At 70.9% G+C, this 24,711-nt stretch carries 25 protein-coding genes; 16 read left to right on the top strand and 9 right to left on the bottom strand.

From position 1 onward, the window contains the following. Positions 1-87 precede the first annotated feature (87 nt). Positions 88-885 carry an SAM-dependent methyltransferase gene (locus AC0VY3_RS26030; protein WP_475550722.1) on the top strand — a complete coding sequence of 266 codons (798 nt, stop codon included), beginning with the start codon at positions 88-90 and terminating at the stop codon, positions 883-885. A 25-nt stretch (positions 886-910) separates the two neighbouring features. On the opposite strand, the gene AC0VY3_RS26035 is transcribed toward AC0VY3_RS26030, so the two are convergent. From AC0VY3_RS26035 to AC0VY3_RS26045, 3 genes are all read right to left on the bottom strand, one after another. Then, on the bottom strand, positions 911-1,453 hold the full coding sequence (locus AC0VY3_RS26035; protein WP_103507103.1) for a hypothetical protein: 543 nt from the start codon (positions 1,451-1,453) through the stop codon (positions 911-913). Between the two features lie 54 nt (positions 1,454-1,507). Continuing rightward, positions 1,508-2,671: a polyamine ABC transporter substrate-binding protein gene (locus tag AC0VY3_RS26040; protein WP_475550723.1), complete on the bottom strand. Its 1,164-nt coding sequence runs from the start codon at positions 2,669-2,671 to the stop codon at positions 1,508-1,510. A gap of 166 nt (positions 2,672-2,837) precedes the next feature. Continuing rightward, complete coding sequence (locus tag AC0VY3_RS26045; protein WP_103507105.1) at positions 2,838-4,277, bottom strand: gamma-aminobutyraldehyde dehydrogenase; 1,440 nt, start codon at positions 4,275-4,277, stop codon at positions 2,838-2,840. A 177-nt stretch (positions 4,278-4,454) separates the two neighbouring features. Between AC0VY3_RS26045 and AC0VY3_RS26050 the strand changes: the two genes are divergently transcribed. From AC0VY3_RS26050 to AC0VY3_RS26065, 4 genes are all read left to right on the top strand, one after another. Beyond that, positions 4,455-4,946 (top strand): Lrp/AsnC family transcriptional regulator, encoded by a 492-nt coding sequence (locus tag AC0VY3_RS26050; protein WP_030085164.1) that lies wholly within the window; start codon positions 4,455-4,457, stop codon positions 4,944-4,946. Then, the gene (locus AC0VY3_RS26055) at positions 4,931-6,310 is read left to right on the top strand and encodes an aspartate aminotransferase family protein (RefSeq protein ID WP_103507106.1); all 1,380 of its coding nucleotides are present in this window, start codon (positions 4,931-4,933) and stop codon (positions 6,308-6,310) included. Before AC0VY3_RS26050 ends, AC0VY3_RS26055 begins: the two co-directional genes overlap by 16 nt. A 215-nt stretch (positions 6,311-6,525) precedes the next feature. Beyond that, positions 6,526-7,263, top strand: coding sequence for an ABC transporter ATP-binding protein (locus AC0VY3_RS26060; RefSeq protein ID WP_103507107.1), 738 nt, complete (start codon positions 6,526-6,528; stop codon positions 7,261-7,263). Further along, positions 7,245-8,402, top strand: coding sequence for a hypothetical protein (locus tag AC0VY3_RS26065; protein WP_103507108.1), 1,158 nt, complete (start codon positions 7,245-7,247; stop codon positions 8,400-8,402). The genes AC0VY3_RS26060 and AC0VY3_RS26065 overlap by 19 nt, the downstream gene beginning before the upstream one ends. 9 nt (positions 8,403-8,411) lie before the next feature. On the opposite strand, the gene AC0VY3_RS26070 is transcribed toward AC0VY3_RS26065, so the two are convergent. The 6 genes from AC0VY3_RS26070 to AC0VY3_RS26095 all read right to left on the bottom strand — a co-directional run bounded on the left by AC0VY3_RS26070 (position 8,412) and on the right by AC0VY3_RS26095 (position 15,199). Further along, positions 8,412-8,867, bottom strand: a complete 456-nt coding sequence (locus AC0VY3_RS26070) for an SRPBCC family protein (protein ID WP_103507109.1) — start codon at positions 8,865-8,867, stop codon at positions 8,412-8,414. Positions 8,868-8,975: 108 nt separating this feature from the next. After that, positions 8,976-10,007, bottom strand: a complete 1,032-nt coding sequence (locus AC0VY3_RS26075; protein ID WP_103507110.1) for an ABC transporter ATP-binding protein — start codon at positions 10,005-10,007, stop codon at positions 8,976-8,978. A gap of 5 nt (positions 10,008-10,012) precedes the next feature. Beyond that, positions 10,013-11,638, bottom strand: a complete 1,626-nt coding sequence (locus tag AC0VY3_RS26080) for an ABC transporter permease (protein WP_103507126.1) — start codon at positions 11,636-11,638, stop codon at positions 10,013-10,015. A gap of 80 nt (positions 11,639-11,718) precedes the next feature. Next, positions 11,719-12,816 carry a thiamine ABC transporter substrate-binding protein gene (locus AC0VY3_RS26085; RefSeq protein ID WP_475550724.1) on the bottom strand — a complete coding sequence of 366 codons (1,098 nt, stop codon included), beginning with the start codon at positions 12,814-12,816 and terminating at the stop codon, positions 11,719-11,721. Positions 12,817-13,099: 283 nt separating this feature from the next. Then, entirely contained in the window at positions 13,100-14,206 is a 1,107-nt protein-coding gene (rlmN, locus tag AC0VY3_RS26090; protein ID WP_030085148.1) for a dual-specificity RNA methyltransferase RlmN, read from the bottom strand. A gap of 171 nt (positions 14,207-14,377) precedes the next feature. Continuing rightward, entirely contained in the window at positions 14,378-15,199 is an 822-nt protein-coding gene (locus AC0VY3_RS26095) for a class I SAM-dependent methyltransferase (RefSeq protein ID WP_367538989.1), read from the bottom strand. Between the two features lie 56 nt (positions 15,200-15,255). On the opposite strand from AC0VY3_RS26095, the gene AC0VY3_RS26100 reads away from it, so the two are divergent. The 11 genes from AC0VY3_RS26100 to AC0VY3_RS26150 all read left to right on the top strand — a co-directional run bounded on the left by AC0VY3_RS26100 (position 15,256) and on the right by AC0VY3_RS26150 (position 24,701). Then, positions 15,256-15,972, top strand: a complete 717-nt coding sequence (locus AC0VY3_RS26100) for a GntR family transcriptional regulator (protein WP_367538991.1) — start codon at positions 15,256-15,258, stop codon at positions 15,970-15,972. Between the two features lie 693 nt (positions 15,973-16,665). Then, positions 16,666-16,947 (top strand): DUF6284 family protein, encoded by a 282-nt coding sequence (locus tag AC0VY3_RS26105; protein WP_367538992.1) that lies wholly within the window; start codon positions 16,666-16,668, stop codon positions 16,945-16,947. 17 nt (positions 16,948-16,964) lie between these two features. After that, positions 16,965-17,270, top strand: a complete 306-nt coding sequence (locus AC0VY3_RS26110; RefSeq protein ID WP_367538994.1) for a hypothetical protein — start codon at positions 16,965-16,967, stop codon at positions 17,268-17,270. Further along, positions 17,267-18,268, top strand: coding sequence for a DUF2637 domain-containing protein (locus AC0VY3_RS26115; protein WP_367538996.1), 1,002 nt, complete (start codon positions 17,267-17,269; stop codon positions 18,266-18,268). Before AC0VY3_RS26110 ends, AC0VY3_RS26115 begins: the two co-directional genes overlap by 4 nt. After that, positions 18,265-18,612, top strand: a complete 348-nt coding sequence (locus AC0VY3_RS26120; protein WP_367538998.1) for an RRQRL motif-containing zinc-binding protein — start codon at positions 18,265-18,267, stop codon at positions 18,610-18,612. Before AC0VY3_RS26115 ends, AC0VY3_RS26120 begins: the two co-directional genes overlap by 4 nt. Further along, entirely contained in the window at positions 18,609-19,064 is a 456-nt protein-coding gene (locus AC0VY3_RS26125; RefSeq protein WP_367539000.1) for a hypothetical protein, read from the top strand. The genes AC0VY3_RS26120 and AC0VY3_RS26125 overlap by 4 nt, the downstream gene beginning before the upstream one ends. A 255-nt stretch (positions 19,065-19,319) precedes the next feature. Further along, positions 19,320-21,095, top strand: coding sequence for a MarR family transcriptional regulator (locus AC0VY3_RS26130; protein WP_367539002.1), 1,776 nt, complete (start codon positions 19,320-19,322; stop codon positions 21,093-21,095). 90 nt (positions 21,096-21,185) lie between these two features. Further along, positions 21,186-22,265, top strand: a complete 1,080-nt coding sequence (locus AC0VY3_RS26135; protein WP_475550725.1) for a DNA cytosine methyltransferase — start codon at positions 21,186-21,188, stop codon at positions 22,263-22,265. Next, a complete protein-coding gene (locus AC0VY3_RS26140; protein ID WP_367539006.1) occupies positions 22,262-23,149 on the top strand; it encodes a bifunctional DNA primase/polymerase in 888 nt (295 codons plus the stop codon). The genes AC0VY3_RS26135 and AC0VY3_RS26140 overlap by 4 nt, the downstream gene beginning before the upstream one ends. Next, the gene (locus AC0VY3_RS26145; RefSeq protein WP_475550726.1) at positions 23,146-23,493 is read left to right on the top strand and encodes a hypothetical protein; all 348 of its coding nucleotides are present in this window, start codon (positions 23,146-23,148) and stop codon (positions 23,491-23,493) included. The genes AC0VY3_RS26140 and AC0VY3_RS26145 overlap by 4 nt, the downstream gene beginning before the upstream one ends. Continuing rightward, the gene (locus tag AC0VY3_RS26150; protein WP_367539009.1) at positions 23,490-24,701 is read left to right on the top strand and encodes a DUF3631 domain-containing protein; all 1,212 of its coding nucleotides are present in this window, start codon (positions 23,490-23,492) and stop codon (positions 24,699-24,701) included. The genes AC0VY3_RS26145 and AC0VY3_RS26150 overlap by 4 nt, the downstream gene beginning before the upstream one ends. The last annotated feature ends 10 nt before the right edge of the window (positions 24,702-24,711 follow it).

Consider the following 24,711-nt stretch of genomic DNA (forward strand, 5'->3'; position numbering starts at 1 on the left):
TCCGGCATGATGGAGAGTCCGCACCGCCCGCCGCCGCACCGCCCCACGCGACACGCGGGCCCCTCCGTCACCGAGGAGCCACACGTCATGGAGCCCCACCCGCGGACAGCCACCGCCCGGATACGTTCCGACGTCGCGCACAACGCGCGGGTGTGGAACTACTGGCTGGGTGGCAAGGACAACTACCCGGTGGACCGGGCGGTGGGAGACCGGGTCACCGGGATGTACCCGAGCATCGGTGAAGTGGCCCGCGCGGACCGGGCGTTCCTCGGCCGGGTGGTGCGGCATCTGGCGGGCGACGCGGGCATCGACCAGTTCCTGGACATCGGCACCGGGCTGCCGACCGGGAACAACACCCATGAGATCGCCCAGCACACCGCGCCGCACACGCGCATCGTGTACGTCGACAACGACCCGATCGTGCTGGCCCACGCCCGCGCGCTGCTGACCAGTTCGCTGGAGGGCGCGACCGAGTACATCGACGCGGACGCGCGCCGCCCGGAGCAGATCCTGCGGGCCGCCGAGCCCACCCTGGACCTGGGCCGGCCGGTCGCGGTGATGATGCTCGGCATCCTGAACTTCGTGCTGGACACGGACGAGGCGCGGTCCGTCGTGCGGACCCTGATGGCGGCCGTCCCGTCGGGCAGCCACCTGGTGCTGACCCACCCGACGCTGGAGCTGGGCGGCGAGGGCAACGAGGCGGCGATGCGCTTCTGGAACGAGAACGCGACCCCGCCCATCACCGCCCGCAGCCGCGAGGAGTTCGCCTCGTTCCTGGACGGTCTGGAGATCCTGGAGCCGGGCATCGTCTCCTGTTCCCGCTGGCGGACGAACCCGCGGGAGCCGGAGGTCGCGCAGTTCGGTGCGGTGGCCCGGAAGCCCTGAGGCTCAGGCGGTCACCGCGCGGGGCTCAGGCGCTCGCCGCGACCGGCGCCGGGTTCGCGGCGGCCGCCCGCTCCAGTACCTCCAGCCGCTTGATCATGCGGCGGACGATCAGCAGCGGGATGACGCCGAAGACCCCGAAGGACATGTCGATCACGCTCCACCAGAACGGGATGGAGCGGATCGGGCCGCAGATCAGGGCGAGCGGGATGATCCCGGCGCAGGCGATCATGCCGAACTCGATGACCCAGATGTTGCGGACCGGGTCACGGTAGGGGCCGTAGAAGGCGACCGCGATGACCAGGTGGGCGAAGGCCAGCCAGTCGGTGCCGTACAGCATGAAGGGCGTGTCGCGTTCGATGGTGTCGAGCCCTTCGCGGACCCGGGTGATCCACTCCATCAGGCCCGGGAAGTGCTCGGGGACCGGGGAGGCGGAGGCGCCGAGCAGGTCCTCCGTCCAGCGGAGTTCGGTGACGAGCGGGAAGGCCGTGAGCCCGCTCAGCACCAGACAGACGATGAAGAAGACCAGCCACCTGCGTATCCCCCGTGTGAGGGCCTGTCGCTCGCTCATATCCGCAGCGTACGCCCGTGTTTACCGCCCCTTTACGACACCCCTGTTACCGCTTCACAAGCCGACGATGCCGTTCCACTTCTTGGCGAAGTCCATCCGCTCCTCGGAGGTGATGTCGCGGGCGATGGCGAGCCGTTCGCGCATCGCGTCGTCGGGAAAGATCAGCGGATCCTCGGCGAGCGCGGCCGTCTCCTCGTCCTTGGAGGAGGCGAGGACGTCACGGGCGGCGGGCACGGGGCAGACGTAGTTGACCCAGGCGGCGAGTTCGGCGGCGACCTCGGGGTCGTAGTAGTGGTCCACCAACTTCTCCGCGTTGCGCTTGTGGCGGGCGAGGTTGGGGATCATCAGGGACTCGGCCCAGAGTTCGGCGCCCTCCTCGGGGACGACGAACTCGATGTCGGGGTTGTCGGCCTGGAGCTGGATGACATCGCCGGAGTAGGCCTGGCAGGCGAGCACATCACCGGTGGCGAGATCCTTGATGTAGTCGTTGCCGGTGAAGCGGCGGATGTGCTGGGAGCGGACGCGCTTCCGGGTCTGCTCGCAGATCTCGTGGAAGTCGTCGGCCGTCCAGCGGGTGATGTCGACGCCGTTGCCCTGCATCAGCAGCGCGAACGACTCGTCGAGCCCGGAGAGCAGGGTGACCCGGCCGCGCAGATCGTCCGCCCAGAGGTCGCCCGTGGACCGGATCTCGCGGCCGAGCTTCTTGCGGTTGTACGCGATGCCGGTGATGCCGGACTGCCAGGGGACGCTGTGGCGGCGCCCCTCGTCGAAGGCGGGGGTGCGCAGTTGGGGGTCGAGGTACTTGGCGACGTTGGGCTGCTTCGCCCGGTCCATCTCCTGGACCCAGCCGAGCCGGACGAAGCGGGCGGCCATCCAGTCGCTGATGACGATCAGGTCCCGGCCGGTCTGCTGGTGGTTCATCAGGGCGGGGCTGATCTTCCCGAAGAACTCGTCGTTGTCGTTGATCTCCTCGGTGTACGTCACGGAGATCCCGGTCCGCTTCGAGAAGGCGTCGAGGGTGGGCCGCTTCGACTCGTTGTCGTCGTCGGTGTCGATGTAGAGCGGCCAGTTGGCGAAGTGCAGCGTGTGGTCGGTGGCCGAGCTGTCGTGTCCGGCGCGGTCCCCCGGCTCGACGAAGGCGGCGGGCACCCCGCAGCCGGCCAGGGTTGCGCCGGCCGCTCCCGCCCCGAGGGCACGCAGCAGGGAACGGCGGGACATGGGGTTCTTCCTGATCGCTCGCACCCGCGCAGAATGCCGGTCGGCGCTCGCGCGGACAATGGACCAAGCGTCCAGCGGGACGGGCCCGCCCCGCACACCTTGTCCAGGCACGCGTACGGCCCCGGGCCGGCGCCCGGGGCCGTACGGCGCGACGACGATCCGAGAGTCAGTCCTCGATGGACGTCATGACGTGCTTGATGCGGGTGTAGTCCTCGAAGCCGTACGCGGAGAGGTCCTTGCCGTAGCCGGACTTCTTGAACCCGCCGTGCGGCATCTCGGCGACCAGCGGGATGTGGGTGTTGATCCACACGCAGCCGAAGTCGAGGTTCTTGGACATCCGCATGGCGCGGGAGTGGTTCTGCGTCCAGACCGAGGAGGCGAGGGCGTACTCGACGCCGTTGGCGTACGCGACGGCCTGGTCCTCGTCGGTGAAGGACTGGACGGTGATGACGGGGCCGAAGACCTCGTTCTGGATGATCTCGTCGTCCTGCTTGAGGCCGGAGACGACGGTCGGGGCGTAGAAGTAGCCCTTGTCGCCGACCCGGTGGCCGCCCGCCTCGACCTTGGCGTGGGCGGGGAGGCGCTCGATGAAGCCGCTGACCTGCTTCAGCTGGTTGGCGTTGTTGAGCGGGCCGTACGCCACGTCCTCGTCGTCCGGCTGCCCGGTCCTGGTGTCGGCGGCGGCCTTGGCGAGCGCGGTGACGAACTCGTCGTGGATGGACTCGTGGACCAGGACGCGGGTGGCGGCCGTACAGTCCTGGCCCGCGTTGAAGAAGCCCGCCTCGGAGACGCCCGAGACCGTCTTGGCGATGTCGGCGTCCTCGAAGACCACGACGGGCGCCTTGCCGCCGAGCTCCAGGTGGACGCGCTTGACGTCCTTGGCGGCGGACTCGGCGACCTGCATGCCGGCCCGTACCGAACCGGTGATGGAGGCCATCGCCGGGATCGGGTGCTCGACCATGGCGCGGCCGGTGTCCCGGTCGCCGCACAGGACGTTGAAGACGCCCTTGGGCAGGATCTGCCCGATGATCTCGGCCATGAGGACCGTCGACGCCGGGGTGGTGTCGGACGGCTTGATGACGACCGTGTTGCCCGCGGCGAGCGCCGGGGCGAACTTCCATACGGCCATCATCATCGGGTAGTTCCACGGCGCGACCTGGGCGCAGACGCCGACCGGCTCGCGGCGGATGATGGAGGTCAGGCCCTCCATGTACTCGCCGGCCGAGCGGCCCTCCAGCAGCCGGGCGGCCCCCGCGAAGAAGCGGATCTGGTCCACCATCGGCGGGATCTCTTCACTGCGGGTGAGGCCCAGCGGCTTGCCGGTGTTCTCCGACTCGGCGGCGATCAGGTCCTCGGCCCGCTCCTCGAAGGCGTCCGCGATCTTCAGCAGGGCCTTCTGGCGCTCGGCGGGCGTGGTGTCGCGCCAGGCGGGGAAGGCCGCCGCTGCGGCCTCCATGGCGGCATCGACGTCGGCCTGGCCGGAGAGCGGCGAGGTTGCGTAGACCTCTTCCGTCACCGGGCTGACCACATCGATGGTCCGCCCGTCCGCGGCGTCCCGGAACTCTCCGTTGATGTAGTTGCGCAGACGGCGCACCTCGGTGGTCACAACCACCCCTCCTGTCGGCTGTCCGATGGGTGAGACATCCACCCTAATCGGTTCGGCGACGCTTTCGACATACCCACCCGCCCCCAACTTCGGATTCAGTCGGTTTCAAGCATCTGCTCAACGAATTTCATCGATCTGGGGTTGCGAGACAGACGAGGAGCGGTGCATGGTGGGTCCGTGGCCAGTCGCAGCGCAGACTCCAGGACAGGGAACGGATCACCGGCAGCGGTCGATGCCGTCTCCCTCGCAATCATCGAGCAGCTCCAGGAGGACGGACGGCGTCCGTACGCCGCGATCGGCAAGGCCGTCGGCCTCTCCGAAGCGGCGGTGCGCCAGCGCGTCCAGAAGCTGCTCGACCAGGGCGTGATGCAGATCGTCGCCGTCACGGACCCGCTCACCGTGGGCTTCCGGCGGCAGGCGATGGTCGGCATCAATGTCGAGGGCGACCTCGACCCGGTGGCCGAAGCCCTGTCGGCCATGGCCGAGTGCGAGTACGTGGTCATGACCGCGGGCTCCTTCGACCTGATGGTGGAGATCGTCTGCGAGGACGACGACCACCTGCTGGAGACGATCAACAAACGCATCCGGACCCTTCCCGGCGTGCGCTCCACCGAGAGCTTCGTCTACCTCAAGCTCAAGAAGCAGACCTATATGTGGGGAACCCGATAGCCGTGAGCAAGGACCTCAGCCGAACCGCGTACGACCACCTGTGGATGCACTTCACCCGCATGTCGGACTACGAGAACGCGCCCGTTCCCACCATCGTGCGTGGCGAGGGAACGTACATCTTCGACGACAAGGGCAAGCGCTACCTGGACGGTCTCTCCGGCCTGTTCGTGGTCAACGCCGGTCACGGTCGTCACGAGCTCGCCGAGACGGCGTACAAGCAGGCCCAGGAGCTCGCCTTCTTCCCGGTGTGGTCCTACGCCCACCCGAAGGCCGTCGAGCTGGCCGAGCGGCTCGCCGACTACGCCCCGGGCGACCTCAACAAGGTCTTCTTCACCACCGGTGGCGGCGAGGCCGTCGAGACCGCCTGGAAGCTGGCCAAGCAGTACTTCAAGCTCAAGGGCCAGCCGACCAAGTACAAGGTCATCTCGCGTGCCGTCGCCTACCACGGCACCCCGCAGGGCGCGCTGTCCATCACCGGCCTCCCGGCTCTGAAGGCCCCCTTCGAGCCGCTGGTCCCCGGCGCGCACAAGGTGCCGAACACCAACATCTACCGCGCCCCGCTCTTCGGCGACGACCCGGAGGCCTTCGGCCGCTGGGCCGCCGACCAGATCGAGCAGGAGATCCTCTTCGAGGGCCCCGAGACCGTCGCGGCCGTCTTCCTGGAGCCCGTGCAGAACGCGGGCGGCTGCTTCCCGCCGCCGCCCGGCTACTTCCAGCGGGTCCGCGAGATCTGCGACAAGTACGACGTGCTGCTCGTCTCCGACGAGGTCATCTGCGCCTTCGGCCGGCTCGGCACGATCTTCGCCTGCGACAAGTTCGGCTACGTGCCGGACATGATCACCTGCGCGAAGGGCATGACCTCGGGCTACTCCCCGATCGGCGCCTGCATCGTCTCGGACAAGATCGCCGAGCCGTTCTACCAGGGCGGCAACACCTTCCTGCACGGCTACACCTTCGGCGGCCACCCGGTCTCCGCCGCGGTGGGCCTCGCCAACCTCGACATCTTCGAGCGCGAGAACCTCACCCAGCACGTCCTCGACAACGAGAACGCCTTCCTCACCACGCTGCAGAAGCTGCACGACCTGCCGATCGTCGGCGACGTCCGCGGCAACGGGTACTTCTACGGCATCGAGCTGGTGAAGGACAAGGCCACCAAGGAGACGTTCACCGACGAGGAGACCGAGCGCGTCCTGTACGGCTTCCTCTCCAAGGCGCTGTACGAGAACGGCCTGTACTGCCGGGCCGACGACCGCGGCGACCCGGTCGTCCAGCTCGCCCCGCCGCTGATCTCCGACCAGTCGACGTTCGACGAGATCGAGGGCATCCTGCGGACCGTCCTCACGGAGGCCTGGTCGAAGCTCTGACCGTCGCCAGGTCCCCCGGCTGATCGCCGCCCGGCGGTCATTTCATACGGTTCACCGGCCCGGATACCCCCCTTCGAGTGAGAAGGGGGGTATCCGGGCCGCGTGCTGTGCGCTCACACCGGTCCGACTATCTACGGTGCCCAGTGACCGATCGGCCGCGTCTTCGTTCCCCCGTACGGGGGAAGGGAAATCTGACCTGAACCGAGGTGTACGCCATGGTGGCCCCGCCGGACAACGACGTGATCTGGGCGCGCTCCCTGCACCACTCCCACAACGGATCGCCCGGTCTCGGCGGTGTCTCCATCGGCGTCCGGGACGCCGAGATCCTCGCCGTGACCGGCCCGCGCGGCAGCGGGAAGACCACCCTGCTGCACTGTCTCTCGGGCCGGCTGGTGCCCCAGCAGGGCGAGGTCTGGTTCAACAGCGTCCCCGTCCACACCATGGCCCCCCGGGTCCGCGAACAGCTGCGCCGGGAGCGCTTCGGCTGGATCGCCTCCGATCCCGAGCTGGTCCCGGAGCTGACCGTCTGGGAGAACACCGCGCTGCCCCTGCTGCTCCGCGGCGTCTCGCACCGGGCCGCCCGCAAGGCCGCCACGGAGTGGCTGGAGCGCCTGGACATCGCCGCCTTCGCCAAGAAGCGGCCGCACGCCCTGCTCCAGGCGCAGCGCCAGCGGATCTCGGTGGCTCGCGCGCTGGCCGCACAGCCGACCGTGATCTTCGCGGACGAGCCGACCGCGACCCTGCACCGCGCGGACCGCACCCAGGTGCTGCGCACCCTGACCACGGCGGCCCGCTCGCACGGCATCACCGTGGTGCTGGCCACGCACGACGCCGAGGTCGCCGCGCTCGCCGACCGGGCCGTGGCACTGCTGGACGGCCGCCGCGTCGCCACCGTCGGCCTGCCCGCGGAACCGGAAGCGGAGGGCCGCGCGGCGTGCTCGCTCTCCGTCTAGCCCGCGGTTCCCATCCCCTCGTCCTGGTCCGGCGGCTACTGGTGGCCACCGCGTCGGCGGGCGTCGGATTCCTCCTCCTGTGCGCCCTCGGGTACGCCGCCGCGCACCCCGCCTCCGCCGGTTCGGTGCTGCGGCTGCTGTGGTGCTTCGTCCCGCTGGCCGCCACCGTGCAGTTCGCCGTGGCGGTCGCCAGGACCGACCCGAGCACCCGGCCCCGGCCGGGTCTCTCGTCCGTAGGCCTCGGCCCGGTCCGGCTCTCCGCGCTGGCAGCGGTCTCCACGGCCGTCTCCACCACGCTGGGCTCCATGGTGGCCCTGCTCTTCTTCCTGCATCTGCGCGGCGATCTGACCGGGATGCCGTTCGACGGGGGCGCGGCGGAGTTCCTCGGCGCGGGCACGCCGCTGCCGCTGGCCGCCGCCCTGATGCTGCTGGCGCTCGTGCCGGTGGCCGCGTCGACGGCGAGCGCGCTGGCGCTGCGGTCGCGGCCCGACCCGGTGCGGGACACCTTCGGATCCGAGGAGCTGCCCGAGCCCGCACCGGCTCCGGCCGGGCTGCCCTGGGGCGTGGCGCTGACGGCGGCCGGGCTCGCGGTGGAGGCGTACGCGTCGCGGGAGGCGGCGGGGAGTGCGTTCCCGCTGCCCGGCCGGTTCGACGCCACCCCGGTGGCGGTGCTGATCGGGTGGACGCTCACGGCGATCGGTCTGGCGATGGCGGGCCCGAGCCTGACGTATCTGTGCGGGCGGGCGCTTCAGGCGGTACGCCCCGGGGCCGTACGGCTGCTCGCCGGGCGGGTCCTGATGGACGAGGCACGCCGGATCGGCCGCCCGCTCGGGATCGTCTGCGCGGTGCTGTCCGCGGCGATCGCCGCTTCGGCGCTGTACGGGGGCGACGAGCGCCCGTACGGCCCGCTCACCGCACTCGGCGCGGTGCTGGTTCTCGGCTGTACGACGGCGACGCTGCTGACCTCGGCGCTGGAGGCCAAGCACGCCCGCGCCCACACCGTCGAGGCGCTGCTCAGGATGGGCGCTCCGGCCGCGACGCTGCGCAGGGCGACGGCCCTGCGGGCGGGCGCGCTGCTGGCCCTGTTCGCCCCGCTGACCTGGGTGATCGCCCAGCTGGCGGCGCTTCCGCTGGCGTAGCGGACCGCGTCAGGGGTGGGCGGCGAGGCGGTCGGCCAGGGCGTCGAAGAACGCCTCCCAGCCGTCCTCGGCCGCCGCGTACTGCTCGGGGGTGAGGTTGCCGCCGCGCTGCTGGAAGGCCAGTTCGGTCCGGCCGCCCCCGAGATCGCTGAAGGTGACGGTCACGGTCTCGCCCTCGGCGTCCTCGGGGGCGGAGCCGTCCTTCAGCGTGAAGACGAGACCGTCGGGCTCGCTCACCTCGCGGTAGGCCCCGTGGAAGGGCATCTCGACGCCCGGCATCACGATGACCAGGCTCCATGAGCCGCCGGGCCGTACGTCCATCGCCACCCGGTCCAGCGGCACGTCCGCCTCGCCCCCGTACCAGGCGGCGAAGTCCTCGGGTGATGTCCAGGCGGCGAAGACCCGCTGCTGCGGGGCGTCGAGGACGCGGGTGAGGTCGATGCCCTCGCGGGTGCCACCGGTCATGATCACGGTCCTTGTCCGATCCTGCCGTCCCCACGGCGCCCGGACGGCCGGCCGCGGGATGGTCCGCCTCCAGCTTGCCCGGAGCGCCGCCTGCTTGCCACGCCGCGCTCAGGACTGCCCGGGGTCCGCCAGCACCACCGTCTCCGCCGCGTCGAAGCGGACGCCCACGACCGCGCCCTCGTCCGGGGTGTCCCGCAGGGCGCACTCGGCCTCCAGCACCGGCGCGTTCTCAGGCAGCAGCCGTACGGTCACGTGGTTACCCCGGAAGGTGCGGACGCCGACCGTGCAGCGCAGGCCGTCCTCGGGGGCGCCGATCCGGACCCCGGCGGGGCGGACCAGCAGATCGACCTCGCCCTGCGGGGAGCCTTCCGGCACCGGGACCTTGCCCCAGGCGGTGGCGGCGGCCTGTCCGGTGACCGTCGCCGCCGTGACGTTGTCGAAGCCGAGGAACCGGGCGACGAAGGCGGAGGCGGGGCGCTGCCAGACGTCCAGCGGGCTGCCCTCCTGCGCGATCCGGCCGTCCCGCATCACGACGACCCGGTCGGCGAGCGCGAACGCCTCGCCCTGGTCGTGCGTCACGGCCAGCACGGTCGTACCCAACTCCTGGAAGAGCGTGCGCAGTTCGACGACGAGCCGTTCGCGCAGGCTCCGGTCGAGCTGGCCGAGCGGCTCGTCCAGCATCAGGAGCTTCGGGCGCGGGGCGAGCGCCCGGGCCAGGGCGACGCGCTGCTGTTCGCCGCCGGAGAGGGCGGCGACCGCACGGCGTTCGGCCCCGGGCAGCCCGACCAGCTCCAACAGTTCACGCACCCGGGCGTCCGACTCGGCCCGCCCGGCCCCGTGCATCCGCAGCCCGAAGGCGACGTTGGAGCCGACGTCCCGGTGCGGGAAGAGCTGGTGGTCCTGGAACATCAGGCCGAGGCCGCGCCGGTGCACCGGGACACCCGCCTGGTCCTGGCCGGCCAGCAGCACCCGGCCGCCGTCCATGGGCTGGAGCCCGGCGACGGCCCGCAGCAGGGTGGACTTCCCGCTGCCACTGGGCCCCAGCACGCAGACGATCCGATGGTCGGCGACCTCCAGGTCGACCGCGTCGAGTGCGGCTCGCTTCCCGAACCGTACGGTGGCGGCCTGCAAGCTCAGCATGTCGTTCAGAACTCCCCGGATCGGTCGGTGCGGATACGTTCGAGGAGCAGCAGCGACACCGCGCACACCAGCATCAGAATCGTGCTGAGGGCCATCGCCTGCCCGTAGTTGAGCTCCCCCGACCGGCCCAGCAGCCGGGCCACGGCCACCGGCAGGGTCGGGTTGTCGGGCCTGGCGATGAAGACCGTCGCGCCGAACTCCCCGAGGGAGACGGCGAAGGCGAAGCCCGCCGCGACCAGCACCGCCCGTCGCACCAGCGGCAGATCGACCTCCCGCCAGGCCCGCAGCGGCGAGGCCCCGAGCACGGCGGCGGCCTCCCGCAGCCGGTCGTCGACGGCCCGCAGCACCGGCAGCATGGTCCGTACGACGAAGGGGACGCCGACCAGCGCCTGTGCCAGCGGGACCAGGATCCAGGAGGTCCGCAGGTCCAGCGGCGGCTTGTCCAGGGTGATCAGGAAGCCGAAGCCGACGGTCACGGCGGAGACCCCGAGCGGCAGCATCAGCAGGGCGTCGAAGCCCCGGACCAGTCGCCCGGCCCGCCGGGTCAGGGCCGCCGCCGCGAGCCCGCCGATGACGAGGGCGATGAGCGTCGCGACGAGCGCGTACCGCAGGGAGTTGCCGACGGCCTCCAGCGGCGGCACCAGGAAAGTGGAGGAGCCGCCCGCCCCGACCGACTGGAGGGCCTGGTAGTAACCGAAGCCGTAACCCCCGGGGCCGTCTGCTCCGTCGAGGGATCGCTCCACCAGCACACCGAGCGGCAGCAGGATCAGCAGCAGTGCGGTGAGCAGGACGCCGCCGAGCAGCGCCCACTGTCCGGGGCCGCGCGGCCGGCGGGAGGTCTGCGCCGGGTCGACCAGCTTCAGCGCCCGCTCCCGGCGGCGTACGGTCGCGGCGTGCACGGCGAGGATTCCGCCGACCGCGGCGAACTGCACCAGGGTCAGCACGGCGGCCGTCGGCAGGTCCAGCAGTTGCGCGGTCTGCCGGTAGATCTCCACCTCCAGGGTGGAGTACGCCGGTCCGCCGAGGATCTGTACGACGCCGAAGGAGGTGAACGTGAAGAGGAAGACCATCAGCGCGGCGGCGGCGACGGCCGGGGCGAGCGCGGGCAGCGTCACCCGGCGGAAGGCGGCGAACCGTCCGGCGCCCAGCACCCGCGCGGCCTCCTCCTGGCGCGGGTCCAGCTGGGACCAGAGCCCGCCCACCGTGCGGACGACCACGGCGTAGTTGAAGAAGACATGGGCCAGCAGAATCGCCCACACGGTGGTGTCGAGACGGACGCCCCACAGCTCGTCGAGGAGCCCGCCGCGCCCGAGCAGCGCCAGGAACGCGGTGCCGACGACGACGGTGGGCAGCACGAACGGCACGGTGACGACCGCCCGCAGCACCTGCTTGCCCGGGAAGTCGAAGCGCGCGAAGGCATACGCCCCGGGCAGCGCGATCAGCAGGGTGAGCGCGGTCGAGGCGAGGGCCTGCCAGGTGGTGAACCAGAGGACGTCGAGGATGTCCGGGCGGGCCAGTACGTCACCGATCCGCCCGAACTGCCAGTCGCCGCCCGCCTTGAGGCCGCGGCCGACGATCGCGGTCACGGGGTAGGCGAAGAACACCGCGAAGAACGCGACGGGCACGGCCATCAGGCCGAGCCGCACCGCGGCTCCGCGCCGCCCGGCCCCCCGGACGGGCGGCGCGGAGCGGGCGGTCCTCTCCTTGGGCCCTACTTCAGGACCAGCGACTGCCACGACTGGATCCACTGCTCACGGTTGGCGGTGATCTTCTCGGGCGCGACGGTGGGAGGCGTCTCGACACTATCGCCGTGCTTCGTGAACAGCTCCGGCAGCTCGGCGTCCTTCACGACCGGGTTCACGAACATGTTGAGCGGCATGTCCTCCTGGAACGTCTTGCTGATCATGAAGTCCAGCAGCGCCTTGCCGCCCGCCTCGTTCTTCGCCCCGGTCAGCAGCCCGGCGTACTCGGTCTGCCGGAAGCAGGTGCCGGTGGCCACCCCGGTGGGGGCCTCCTTCGGCTGCGGGTCGGCGTAGAGCACCTCGACGGGCGGGCTGGAGGCGTAGGAGACGACGAGCGGCCGGTCGGCCTTGGCCTTCTTGCCGCCCGCGGAGCCGGAGAACTCCTCGTTGTACGCCTGCTCCCAGCCGTCGACGACCTTGACACCGTTGGCCTTGAGCTTCTTCCAGTACCCCTCGTAGCCGTCCTCGCCCTCGGCGGCGATGGTGCCGAGGAGGAAGCCGAGACCGGGCGAGGAACTGGCGGCGTTCTCGGTGACGAGGAGGTTCTTGTACGCGGGCTTGATCAGGTCCGCGAAGGTCTTCGGCGGCGCGAGCTTCTTGTCGGCGAAGTACTTCTTGTCGTAGTTCACGCAGATGTCGCCGGTGTCGACGGGCGTGACGCGGTGCTTCTCGTCCGTCTGCGTGTCCGCCGTGACGGTGTCCAGGCCCTTGGCCTCGTACGCGGTGAACAGGCCGTTGTCGAGGGCGCGGGAGAGCAGGGTGTTGTCGACGCCGAAGAAGACGTCGCCGCGCGGGGAGCCCTTGGTCAGGATCTCCTGGTTGAGCGCGGCCCCGGCGTCGCCGCTCTTGAGGATCTCGACCGTGTAGCCGGTCTCCTTCGTGAACGCCTTCAGCACCTTGTCCGAGACGTTGAAGGAGTCGTGGCTGACCAGGGTGACGGTCTTGGAGCCGCTGCCCTTGGAGGCGCCGGAGCCCGCCGAACCGTCGTCGCCGCCGCAGCCCGCGAGCACGGTGACGCCGAGGGCGGCGGCGAGCGCGGTCGCCGCGTACTTCGTGGTGGTGTTCATCTGATTCCTCCTGGAGGTGACCAGGAAGAGACGCGGCCCCGCCCGCTGTCCGGCGAACCGGAAGCGGGCAGGGCGCAACAGCTTGAGTAAGGTCCGAACTTCCTACCCGGAATGACCCGGGCGAGGTTCAGAGGGTCTGCGGCCAACCTGTCCTTGGTGCCGCACTCTCAGCGCTGTGGCGCTCCCCTGTCGGAATATGAAGTTGATTTCGGGCCCAGGCTACACCGGCGGTTTTCGGCCGGACCGTGAGGCCACCGGTCTTCACGAGGCCGCCCGGGAGTCGCTAGCGCTCGGAGGCCGCCAGCTGACCGCAGGCTCCGTCGATCTCCTGACCCCGGGTGTCCCGGACCGTGACGGGCACGCCGTGGGCCGCGATGGCCTCGACGAACGCCTTCTCGTCCTCGGGACGCGAGGCGGTCCACTTGGAGCCGGGCGTGGGGTTGAGCGGGATCAGATTGACGTGCACCCGCTTGCCCTTGAGCAGCCGGCCGAGCAGGTCGCCGCGCCAGGCCTGGTCGTTGATGTCCCGGATCAGGGCGTACTCGATGGAGATCCGGCGGCCGGACTTCTCCGCGTACTCCCAGGCGGCGTCCAGCACCTCGCGGACGTTCCACCGGGTGTTGACGGGGACCAGGGTGTCGCGCAGCTCGTCGTCCGGGGCGTGCAGCGAGACCGCGAGGCGGCACTTGAAGCCCTCGTCGGCGAAGCGCAGCATGGCCGGGACCAGGCCCACGGTGGAGACGGTGATCCCGCGCTGCGAGAGGCCGAGGCCGTCCGGCTCGGGGTCGGTGAGCCGGCGGATCGCGCCGACGACGCGGTTGTAGTTGGCGAGCGGCTCGCCCATGCCCATGAAGACGATGTTGGAGAGCCGCGCCGGGCCGCCGGGCACCTCGCCGTCGCGCAGGGCGCGCATGCCGTCGACGATCTGGTGCACGATCTCGGCGGTCGACAGATTGCGGTCGAGGCCGGCCTGTCCGGTGGCGCAGAAGGGGCAGTTCATGCCGCAGCCGGCCTGCGAGGAGATGCACATCGTGACGCGGTCCGGGTAGCGCATCAGGACGGACTCGACGAGCGTGCCGTCGTGCAGCTTCCACAGGGTCTTGCGCGTGGTGTCGTCGTCGCAGCTGATGTGCCGGATCACGGACATCAGATCGGGGAACAGCGCCTCGGCGAGCTTCTCCCGCGACGCGGCCGGGATGTTGGTCCACTGGGCCGGGTCGTGCGCGTACCGCGCGAAGTAGTGCTGCGAGAGCTGCTGGGCGCGGAACGGCTTCTCACCGGTCGCGGCGACCGCTTCCTTGCGCTCGGCGGGCGTGAGGTCGGCGAGGTGCCGCGGCGGCTTCTTGGCTCCGCGGGGCGCGACGAAAGTGAGTTCTCCGGGCTTAGGCATGGTTCATCCAGTGTCGCAGACACGCCGAGGTGCCCCGGGTCGTCGCCCAGCTCAGCGACGACCCGGGCGGGCCGGTACCGGGCGTTGATGGTGGTTGTGGGTCGTCGTTGGCTACCCCTCGACGGCCCACAGACGGCCCGGCCCCACGCCCCCGTCCGCAGGTCAGGGCCGTCAGCCAGCGCTGCCGGCCGGGACGGTACCCACGGCCAAGAGGTGCGAGCTGGCGGCGAGCAGTTCCGGGTACGGCTCTGCCATACGGGCCGCGTCCATGGCTGAGGCGATCAGCTCATCCGTGGGACCGTCGCCCGGCTGCTGCTCTGCCGCCTTCACCAGCGACCAGGCCGGGCCCTCGATGCCGAAGACCTGCACGTTCTCCAGCCCGGAGGCGACCAGCTCCGTCACCAGGTCTTCGGCCCGGTGGAAGTACGACAGGGTGAACCCCCGCGATCCGTCGTAGACCGCCGTCTCCAGAATCTTGGAGACGGAGTTGTGAATCCGCTCGGTGTGCAGGTGGGCGTACGTGACGTGCTCGAAGAGCGACGCATAGCGATTGATCGCGGCGGCGGCGACCAGTCCACCGGGCTTTGCCACGCGTGAGGCTTCCGCGAGCGCCCGTTGCCGGTCGGCGGGGTCGGGCAGGTGGTACAGCGGCCCGAGGAGCTGCACGACGTCGAAGGTGTCATCCGGCTCGGGCAGGTCGCGGGCGTCCCCGACGACCGCCGGGCACACGGCCGACGCGGCCTCAACGTGACGGGGCACCGGATCTACCAGGGCGACGTCGTAGCCGTCCTTCACCAGCCATTCAGCGTGAATCCCGGTCCCCCCGCCCACGTCGAGCACGCGCGCCGGCGCGGGGGGCAGAAAGCGTCGGAGGAGTTCCTGAGTTCTGACCAGTTCCATCCGGCCGTCTGCCGAGCTGCGCAGACGACTGTCCTCGTTGACCGTCTCGCCATAGAACCGCATCACGGAGGGAGCCAATTCGAGATTCGACATGGTCGCAGTATCGTGTGTACCGGTGGACCAGTCCAGCGCAGGAAATAGGGGAAGCCATGGCAGTCCTGAAGTACGAAGAGATCGCAGAGTTCCTGCGCGCCCGCATCGCCGCTGGTGAGATCGAGCCCGGGGACACTATTCCGTCCGGCCGAGAGCTGGCCGAGCAGTGGGATGTGTCACGCGCCACCGCGATCAAGGCAGTCGATGTACTGCGAAACGATGGTGTGGTCGTGGCCAAGCAGGGGACCGGGTTCGTCGTCACGGAAACGCCCGTGGCACGTCCCGCCGGCGCTCGCCGTGCCGGGTCGGCGCGCATCTTGGGCGGGATGCCGTTCCTTCGCGTCGGCGAGCCCGACTGGGCGGAACCCCCCGCCCGGGTCGCCGCCACCCTTGGACTCTCACCCGGGGCGAAGGCGCTTCGGCGCGTTCGCGTGCTCCAGCTCCCGGACGGAACGCCGAATAGCTGCGTTGAGGCGTGGTTCCCTCCGGAGGTCGCGGAGGTTTCGCCGCGCCTGGCAGACACCGCCCCGATCGCGGAAGGGACGACGCGATACGTCCGACGTCAGACCGGGCGGGGCCCGGCAGAAGGCGTGGACGTAACCACTGTGCGCGGCGCGTCGGAGACGGAAGCGGACCGCCTAGGGGTACCGGAGGGGACGCCGGTAGCCGTACTGCTGCACACCGCGTACGACGAGCAGGGGAAGCCGCTGGTCTGCGAGGAAGGCGTCACACCGTCCTCACTGTTCGAACAGGTCGACACGTACGCAATGTAGGCAGAAAACGGCAAACGAAACTGCTGGACCGGTCCACCGGTTCAGCTTTTTTTGTTGCCTCGAAATGCCGCTCCACCTGCACTTTCTGTCGCCGCGACACGACGAAGCGTGAGTCCGTCGCTTGACTGGACCGGTCCACCGGTCCAGTCTCTTGGTTGTGGCCATCGCCCGATCCGGAACTTCCGGAAAGGGCGGTGAACCACGCAGAAGGGGCCTTCTTTGGGCTGCTTCGACCTGCACGAATGCAGAGGGCGGGGACGCTGCAATCCCGCTAAAGGCCAGGTAGGACGCAATGGGCTTCGGCCCGACTGGCGAGGTGGCCCGGCGACCGCGAGCAACGGCCGGAGAGTGGGGACGCGGTCCCCCTTGCAGTGCATATCCCCTGTTCAGCGGCATGAAGGAGTCATCAAGTGAGGCAGTTACATGTCCGGGCGCTCCCGTGACAGGCCGGTAGGGCAGCGCCGTTCCACCCTCGCGCGTCAGGCCCTGCGGGGCCTGCGGGCAGCCGGTCATCTTCCACCGATTCGCGGCGTCTCTCGCCGCGCCGGTTGCCTCCTCTGCCCGTCCAGTCCGCTTCACGCGGTGCTGTACGGGCGGGGCCGAGGGGAGCCGGATGGCTCCAACGGCGAGACCCCCGGGGTGGCACCCCCGAGGGTCTCTGCGAGCCGTTCCTGTCTGAGAGGAACTGACCCGATGAAGAGCATCGCAGCACTTCAGGCCGCCGTTACGGCCGCCGCCCCGTTCGACGGTGAGCCGTCGGACGCCGAGCTGGACGCGATCGAGACCGAGTCGCCGCTGATCCTGGCGGAGGTCGCCCTTCTCGACGCGCAGATCATGACCATCGACCGTACGCCGACCGAGCTGGACGAGCGGCGTATCCGCCGGGCCCGCCGGCGGGTGCTGGCCACACGCCGGGACCTGGCCAACCGCACCGCCGCCGAGACGGACACCACGGTGTCGGGCGGTGCGGCATGAGCGGTCCGACGATGAGCATGCTGTCCGCCACCGTGGTGGTGCTGGCAGAGCTGACGAAGCAGTTCCCGGACCTGCCCGCGCCGATCGTTCAGGCCTCCCCGCATTTCGCGGATCAGGTCGAGCTGTCGTTCCACGATGACGGGCTGGCCTCCTTCGAGGTGTGGCGGTCCGCCATGGAGATCACCCACCTCGCTGTGGACTACCGCACGCGGGAGTCTCTGATGTGGGTGCAGGCGTGCACGCTCGTGGACGGGGTCACGGTCAGCCTGATCGGCTTCGGGATGGTTCCGACGCCCGCACCGGCTGAGGGGGCGGCGTCGTGAACAGTGTTCAGATCCGTTCAGCGGAACGCGCACTCTCGGTCGGCACGTGGCTGATCGTGGGCGGGGCAATGCTGTTCTCCATCCTCACGGTCACGCCACTGATGGAGCGGCACAGCCCGAAGGGGTGGGAGTGGACGGCCCCGATCCTGCCGCTCGTCGTGGACGCGGCGGTCGTCATCGTGGTCCGCCTGGATGCGGTCCTGGCAGCGTTGGGTGGGCACGGTGGCCGGTGGCCCATCGCTCTGCGGTGGATGACCGGGGCCATGACCCTGGCCCTGAACGTGGCCGACTCCGCGCTGAAGAAGGACCTGGTCGGGGCCGCTGTCCACGCGGTCGCACCGCTCCTACTGATCGTCACCGCAGAGACCGGACTCGCCTACCGGCGCGCCATCACCACCGCCCAGGCCGCCCGCGAAGCCCAGCTCAAGGCAGAGCGCGCCGAACGCGAGCAGGCCGCCACCGAACGCCGCGAGGCACACGATCGGCGGCAGCGTGAGGAGCGGGAGCACGCCGCCCAGTTGGCGCGTGAACAGCGTGAGCATGAAGCGCTGATCGCCCGTGAACAGACCGCCCGCGAGGACGCGGCGCGGCGTGAGGAGCGCGAGCGGGCGGAGGCTCGGGAGCGGGCTGAGCGTGAGGCCCGTGAACACCGTGAGCGCCAGCGTGAACAGCAGCAGGCCGAGCGTGAACGCCTTGAACGCGAGGCTGCCCAGCGCCGGGAGTTGGAGGCTCGGGATCGGGAGGCTCGTGAGCGCCGTGAGCGCGAGCGTGAACAGCAGCAGGCCGAGCGTGAACGCCAGGCGCTGCTGTCCGCCGGGCCTGCTGTGGAGAAGCAGGGTGAGGAGCGGGCGCGGGCCACGGTCCGGGCCGCGTTCGGGGCCGGGCTGTCCATCCGGCAGGCCGCCGAGCTGTGCGGCTGGTCCACCGGCTGGGTGACCGCCCGCTACCAGGAGCACCGCGACAGTGCCGGGCTCGTCCTTGAGGGCGCGTCATCGTGAGCGCGCTTCCTTGCTACCGGTGGCGGCTCGCCCCCGAAGGTCTGGCGACCCGCCGTCAGCTCCGCACGCTGGGGTTGCGGCCGGGTGGTCAGGACGTCGTCGCGGAAGTCCACCGGCCCCGGCGTCGCCGTGGGCCGCTGGTCGCCTACCTCTACAGGGTCGACCGGGCAAAGCCCGTACGCCCCATGACCCCCGCCCGCGCCGCCGCGCTCGCTGCGGCGATGCTCGCCCGCCGCACTTGCCCCAACTGCCGCACCGACGTGGGGTACTGCATCCCGCGCTCGCTCGGCATGTGCGTCACCTGCCACGACACCCCGCCGACCAGGAAGGACACGCCCCCATGACCCCCGCCGAACACGTCCTGCCGACCCGGCCCACCGCACCGCCCGCCCCCACCACGGGCACGGTGCAGCTCCACGCCGAGCGGGCCGGGACGGTCGTCTACGTCCCCGGCCCGGACGGGAGCATGGTTGCCGTGCTGCGTGAGCACCTGCCCACCGCCCCCGCCGTCCACCAGCCGCGTGACCTGACTCCGCAGCCGTTGTTCGACCCGCGCGCCCAGCGCATCGCCGCCGGCGGACTGCTCGCCGGCGGTGCCGGGTGGGGTGCCGGTCAGCTTCTCCTCGGTGCCGGTCAGCTCGTCAGTGCCGCCGCCGGGCTGGGGTCGCTCGTGATGTGGGCCGCGATCGCCGTCGTCGCCTCCCGCATCGCCCCCGCCGTCCTCGGTGGCGGGCGGCCCGCGACGGTGCACAACACCACCGTCCACAACCGGTGGTTCGGCCGCTCCACCCACTGAAACCGCCCAGCGCCCCACAGGTGCGCCGGACCCCCTTCCGGGTGGGTTGAGACCCCCCGGCCCCTGTTCGGCCGCCAGGACCCCCGTAGCGACGCAGCGTGACGGAAGTTTCCCGTCTCGCGCGCACACGCGTAGGGGCCCCTGTCGGAAACCAGGAAACCGGAAACTCCATCACCGCGCGTACACACACCCGCGTGTGGGGGCGGGCCATGCCGGGCCCGCCCCCACCGACTCATAGCCCTTGGAGAGGAACCCGTGAGTCACCCATCAGCCTGGCAGACCCACCGCCAGTACGCAGCCACCGCCGCCCGCTGGACCGCCGACCGCTGGTCCAAGGAATCCGACCGCCGCCGCACCCTCCGAGCCACCCGCAAGCCCTTGGTCCGCGACGCCCGCGCCGCCCTCGCACAGGCACAGGCCACCGACCCCCAGAAGGTCACCACCCTCGTCCACCGCGCCGAGCGCGAACTCGCCACCGCCAAGCGGCACGTGCCCGACCCGATGTGGCTGGTCGCCTCCAAAGCCGCCGCCGTCACCGCCGCGACCGGATACGTGGGGCTGCCGCTCGTGCCGGGGCGGGTGTGGATGTGGGCGGCCGTCGCCGTGAGCGTCGCCATCGCCGGAGCAGTCTTGTGGGCGATGCTCCACCGCCCCGCGGCTTCCCCGATCGAGCCGACCGCCGAGGAACGCGACCTGCTCAAGCGGCTCCAGCCCGAGCACTGGCGCGAGCACGCCGAACAGCGCGGCCTGGCCGGGACGCTGACCGGCCGGCCGCGCCTGACCGAGTCCGGGATCGTCGTCGCGGTCCGCCTCGACGGACAGTGGACCACCACCAAACTGCGCGGCTCCGAAGACCACATCCGCGCCCTGCTCGGTGCCCGCACCGGGCTGCGGTTCCAGATCAAGGCCGGGAAGCAGGGCGGCTGGGCCGAACTGACCCTGCGCACCCGCAGCGCCGCCGACGGCGACGACCTCCTGTGGGCCCCGGAGCGGCGCTCGCTCGGCATCGACACCGTCACCGGCGAACACGTCACCGTCCCCCTGGGGGAACGGCTGCTGATCGCGGGCCGGTCCGGGGCGGGCAAGAGCGTCGCGTCCCGCCCGCTCCTGTTCGACGCCTCCGAGGGCGACACGAACGCGCTGGTCATCATCGACCTCAAGCGCGTGGAAGGCCGGTTGTGGGACCACCGGGCCCGCGTCGCCTCCACCCCCGAAGACGTCATCGCAGTGGTGGACGAGCTGGAAGCCGAGATGCACGACCGGCTCAACGTCCTGCCCAAGGGACAGGACACCTGGGGCCCCACCCCCGACCGGCCCCGCATCACCGTCGTCGTGGACGAGGGCGCGGAAGTCGTCACCGCCGCCGACAAGGTCCCCTTCCCCGAGGAGGACGGCGACGGGAAGACGAAGGTCCGCACCCGCAGCGCCCTGCCGGGTCTGGAGTCGATCGCCCGGATGGGGCGGGCGGCGTGCATCGACCTGTGGTGGATGACGCAGAAGCCCACCATCGGCGACGGCGTCCCCAAGCAGATCGCCCCGCAGATCAGCACCTCGATCTGCCTTGCCGTCCGCACCCCTGCCGAGGCCCGCGTCGTCCTCGGTGAGGACGCACAGGCCAAGGGCTGGAACGCGGACGAGCTTCCCGCGCCCGGCGTCGCGCTCATCCGCGACGGCAAGCGGGGCCCCGATCCGGTCAAGGTCCGCTACATGGACAAGGCCGTCGTCATCGCCCTGCCCGACCAGCCCATCTGGTCCCGCACCACCACACCCACCACCGCCACCGGGACGGCCCCGACGCTCACCCTCGTGAAGCCGACCAGCGCCGCCCCGGTCGTGGCGGCCGTGGACGGGACGGACGCGCGAATCCTCGACGCGATCGAGACCGCCGGAACGCCGGTACGGCAGAAGGACTTGGCCGAGACCACCGGGCTGTCCAAGGGGACGGTGTCCAAGGCCGTCAAGCGCCTCACCGACACCGGCCACATCACCCGCCGGCCGGACGGCGGACTCACCGCCGACAAGGCCGCCTGACCACACCAACCAAGGAGGGCGGCCCCCGTCTCGCCAAAGCCGGGGCCGCCCTCGTCCAGAAACCCACTCACGAGAACTGGAGACACCAGCATGACCCAACCCACCCCCATCCGGCGAGTGCCGGACGGGACCTTACGAGCCGTGGCGCTGTGCGCCGGCTATGGCGGACTGGAGACCGCGCTGAGCGCCGGTGTCGGTGCGGTCCCGGTCGCCTACGCCGAGAACGACCCCTACGCCGCCGCCGTGTTCGCCGCCCACCACCCGGGGGTGCCGAACCTGGGAGACATCACCCGCACCGATTGGGAGCGGGTCCGTGACCTGTACCGGCCCAACGTCGTCGGGGCGGGGTTCCCGTGCCGCAACATCAGCAACGCCGGACGGAAGGATGGGATCAGTGGCCAGTGGTCGAGGGTCTGGAAGAACGTCGCTGCGGCTGTGGGCGTCGTTCGACCGCGCTACGTCTTCCTGGAGAACGTGGCGGCGCTCCGCTCGCGGGGGCTGGACGTCGTCGCCCAGGACCTGGCCGCGATCGGGTATGGCGTCCGGTGGACATGTCTACGAGCTGGTGACCCCGAAGTCGGGGCCCCGCACGAGCGCGACCGGTGGTTCGCAGTTGCCCATCCCGCTGATGCCGACCCCCACCACCTCGGACGGCACTGGCGGCCCCGGCACGTCTCCCAAGCGCAAGGGTGGGCTGAACCTGCGCACCGCAGTCACCCGGCTCCCGGCACCCCCGCCCGAGTCCTGAGGCTGGTCCCCACGCCGGCCGCGCGGGACTGGCGGTCGGGTGCCTCCAACCTGATGGACTTCAACGCTCGCCCGCTGAACGAGTTCGTCGTCAACCGGCTCCCCTACAGCGGGAGCTGGATCTCCACCGACGGCATCGACTACGGGCCCGCCATCCGCCGCTGGGAACACATCACCGGCCGCCCCGCCCCCTGCCCCACCGAACCGGGCATGCGCGGCAACCGCCGCCTGTCGCCGTTCTTCACGGAATGGCTCATGGGCCTGCCCGCCGGCTGGGTCACCGACATCCCCGGCATCCCGCGTAAGGAACAGCTCCGCATCCTCGGCAACGGCGTCATCCCCCGCCAGGCACACCACGCCTATGGACAGCTCCTCGGAGCCACTCCCGCCGCCTGGACCAACCCGTGGGCGGTGGCCGCATGAACACCCACCTCCTCAACGCCGCCCTGAACGCGGCCGAACGCGGATGGCATGTCTTTCCCCTGCGGCCGGCCGACAAGCGGCCCGCTCTCCACGGCGAGACCGCGTGCTCCGGTACCGGCGACTGCGCCGGCGGGCACCGGAAGTGGGAGCATCGGGCCACCACCGATCCCGACCGCATCCGCAAGGCGTGGTCGGTCGGCGCGTTCAACGTCGGCCTGGCCACGGGCCCGTCCGGGCTGGTCGTGGTGGACCTGGACCCGGTCAAGGCCAAGGACCCGAAAGGAACGCCTGACGGCGTCACTTCCCTGCAAGCGCTCTGCGAGCGCGCCGGGCAACCCGTCCCCGCCACCTACCGGACCCGGACCGCGAGCGGTGGACACCACTTGTACTTCACCGCCCCCACAGGGGTCCGGCTCGGCAACAGCGCGGGCAGGCTCGGCAAGCACATCGACACCCGCGCCCACGGCGGCTACGTCGTCGCCGCCGGCAGCACCCTCCCGAACGGTGCGTACGAGGTGGTCGACCCGGCCGAGCCCGTACCGCTCCCGGAATGGCTGTACGACCTTCTGACACCTCGTCAGTCGTCCCGGGCATTGACGGCCGCGCCCATGCCGGTTCGGGCCTCTCGTTACGCCGCAGCGGCCCTCAGGGCCGAAACGGCGGCCGTCGCCGGGGCTGGGGAGGGTGTGCGGAACTGGACGTTGGTTCGGGCCGCCCGTGCTCTGGGGCGGTTCATCCCGTCCGGCGACCTCGGCCGCCATGAGGTGGAGCAGGCTCTTAATTCGGCGGGATTGGCGGCCGGCCTCCGGGAGAACGAGTGCCGCGCCGCCGTGACCAGCGCTCTGAACTGGTCCATCGCCAACAACCCCGGGCGGCCGGCATGACCACCGCCCCGAATCACCGCCTTAAGAGCCTGGCTGCCACCCCGAACAGCCCGCAGGCCGCAAACCGGGCCGCAGGACCGGCCGGTGGTGGCGTGCCGAAAGGCGTCGCCGAAGGCGTCCGCGTTGCTGTTCTCCCTGACCCGCACACGGTCACGGTGACCGGCATCCGCCCCGGCCTCACCGTGCGCGGGCTCGGCCGCAACCAGATCCCCGCCGCCGACTGGCTCTGCGCCTGCGGCCACCACGAACGCGCCCGGGGCCGTGACCGCGTCACCGAACTGACCACCCGCGCCCGCGTCGACCACTGCCCGCGCACCGAGCAGCACCGGAGGAACGCCGCATGAACACCCCCAACCAGCCTGCCGGGCCCACCATCGACGGTGCGGCGCTGCTGACCGAGGTGGAAGCCTTCCACCGCCGCTTCAACGTGTTCCCCCGCGAAGCCGCCTACGTCGCCGTCGCCCTGTGGGACGCACACGCCCACCTGCTCGAAGCGTTCGACTCCACCCCGCGCCTGGCGTTCCTCTCCCCGGAACCGGGCTCGGGGAAGTCCCGGGCACTGGAGGTGGTGGAGACCCTGGTCCCGCGCCCCATGCTCGCCGTGAACGCACGTGCCGCCGCCCTGTTCCGGTCGGTCTCCGACCCCGCCGGGCGGCCGACGATCCTGTTCGACGAGATCGACACCGTCTTTGGCCCCAAGGCCGGGGACAACGAGGAACTGCGCGGCTTCCTCAACGCCGGTCACCGCCGCTCCGGAGTCACTTACCGGTGCATCGGAGACGGCGGCAACCAGACCGTTGTCGAGTTCCCGTCCTACACCGCCGTGGCAGTCGCCGGTCTCGGCTACCTGCCCGACACCATCACCACCCGATCCGTCATCATCCGCATGCGCCGGCGGGCCCGCAACGAACACGTCGAGCCCTTCCGGGCCCGCCTCCACGAGGCCGAGGGCAACGCCCTGCGAGACCGGCTCGCTCAGTGGGCCGACACCGTCCGCGATGACGTGGCCGGACGGTGGCCCGAGATGCCCGAAGGGGTCACCGACCGGCCCGCCGACGTGTGGGAGCCCCTGCTGTCCGTCGCGGACGCCGCCGGGGGCGACTGGCCCCAGCGCGCCCGCGCCGCCTGCGTCGAGCTGGTCAACGCCGCCCGCGCCGACGACAAGGGATCTCTCGGTATCCGGCTGCTCACCGACCTCCGCGACCACGTGATGGCGGGCATCGACAGGATGCCGACCGTCGCCATCCTCGACCGGCTCTGCGCCCTGGACGAGGCACCGTGGGCCGACATGAGCGGACGCCCGCTCGACTCCCGGGGCCTGGCCAAGATGCTCGGGGAGTACATGACCAGCGACAACACCCCCGTCAAGGCACGCAACATCAAGACCGCCGGAACCGTCCTCAAGGGCTACTACGCCCTGGATCTCCACGACGCGTGGCAGCGGTACTGCCCCCCACCCCCCTCAGGGGCCGCTACCTCCGCTACCTCCGCTACCCCGCAGGTCAACGCCCTGGAAACGGTAGCGGCAACCCTCTTCCCCTCCGCTACCTGAGCGCTACCCG

This window comes from Streptomyces sp. iso_384, assembly GCF_056172905.1.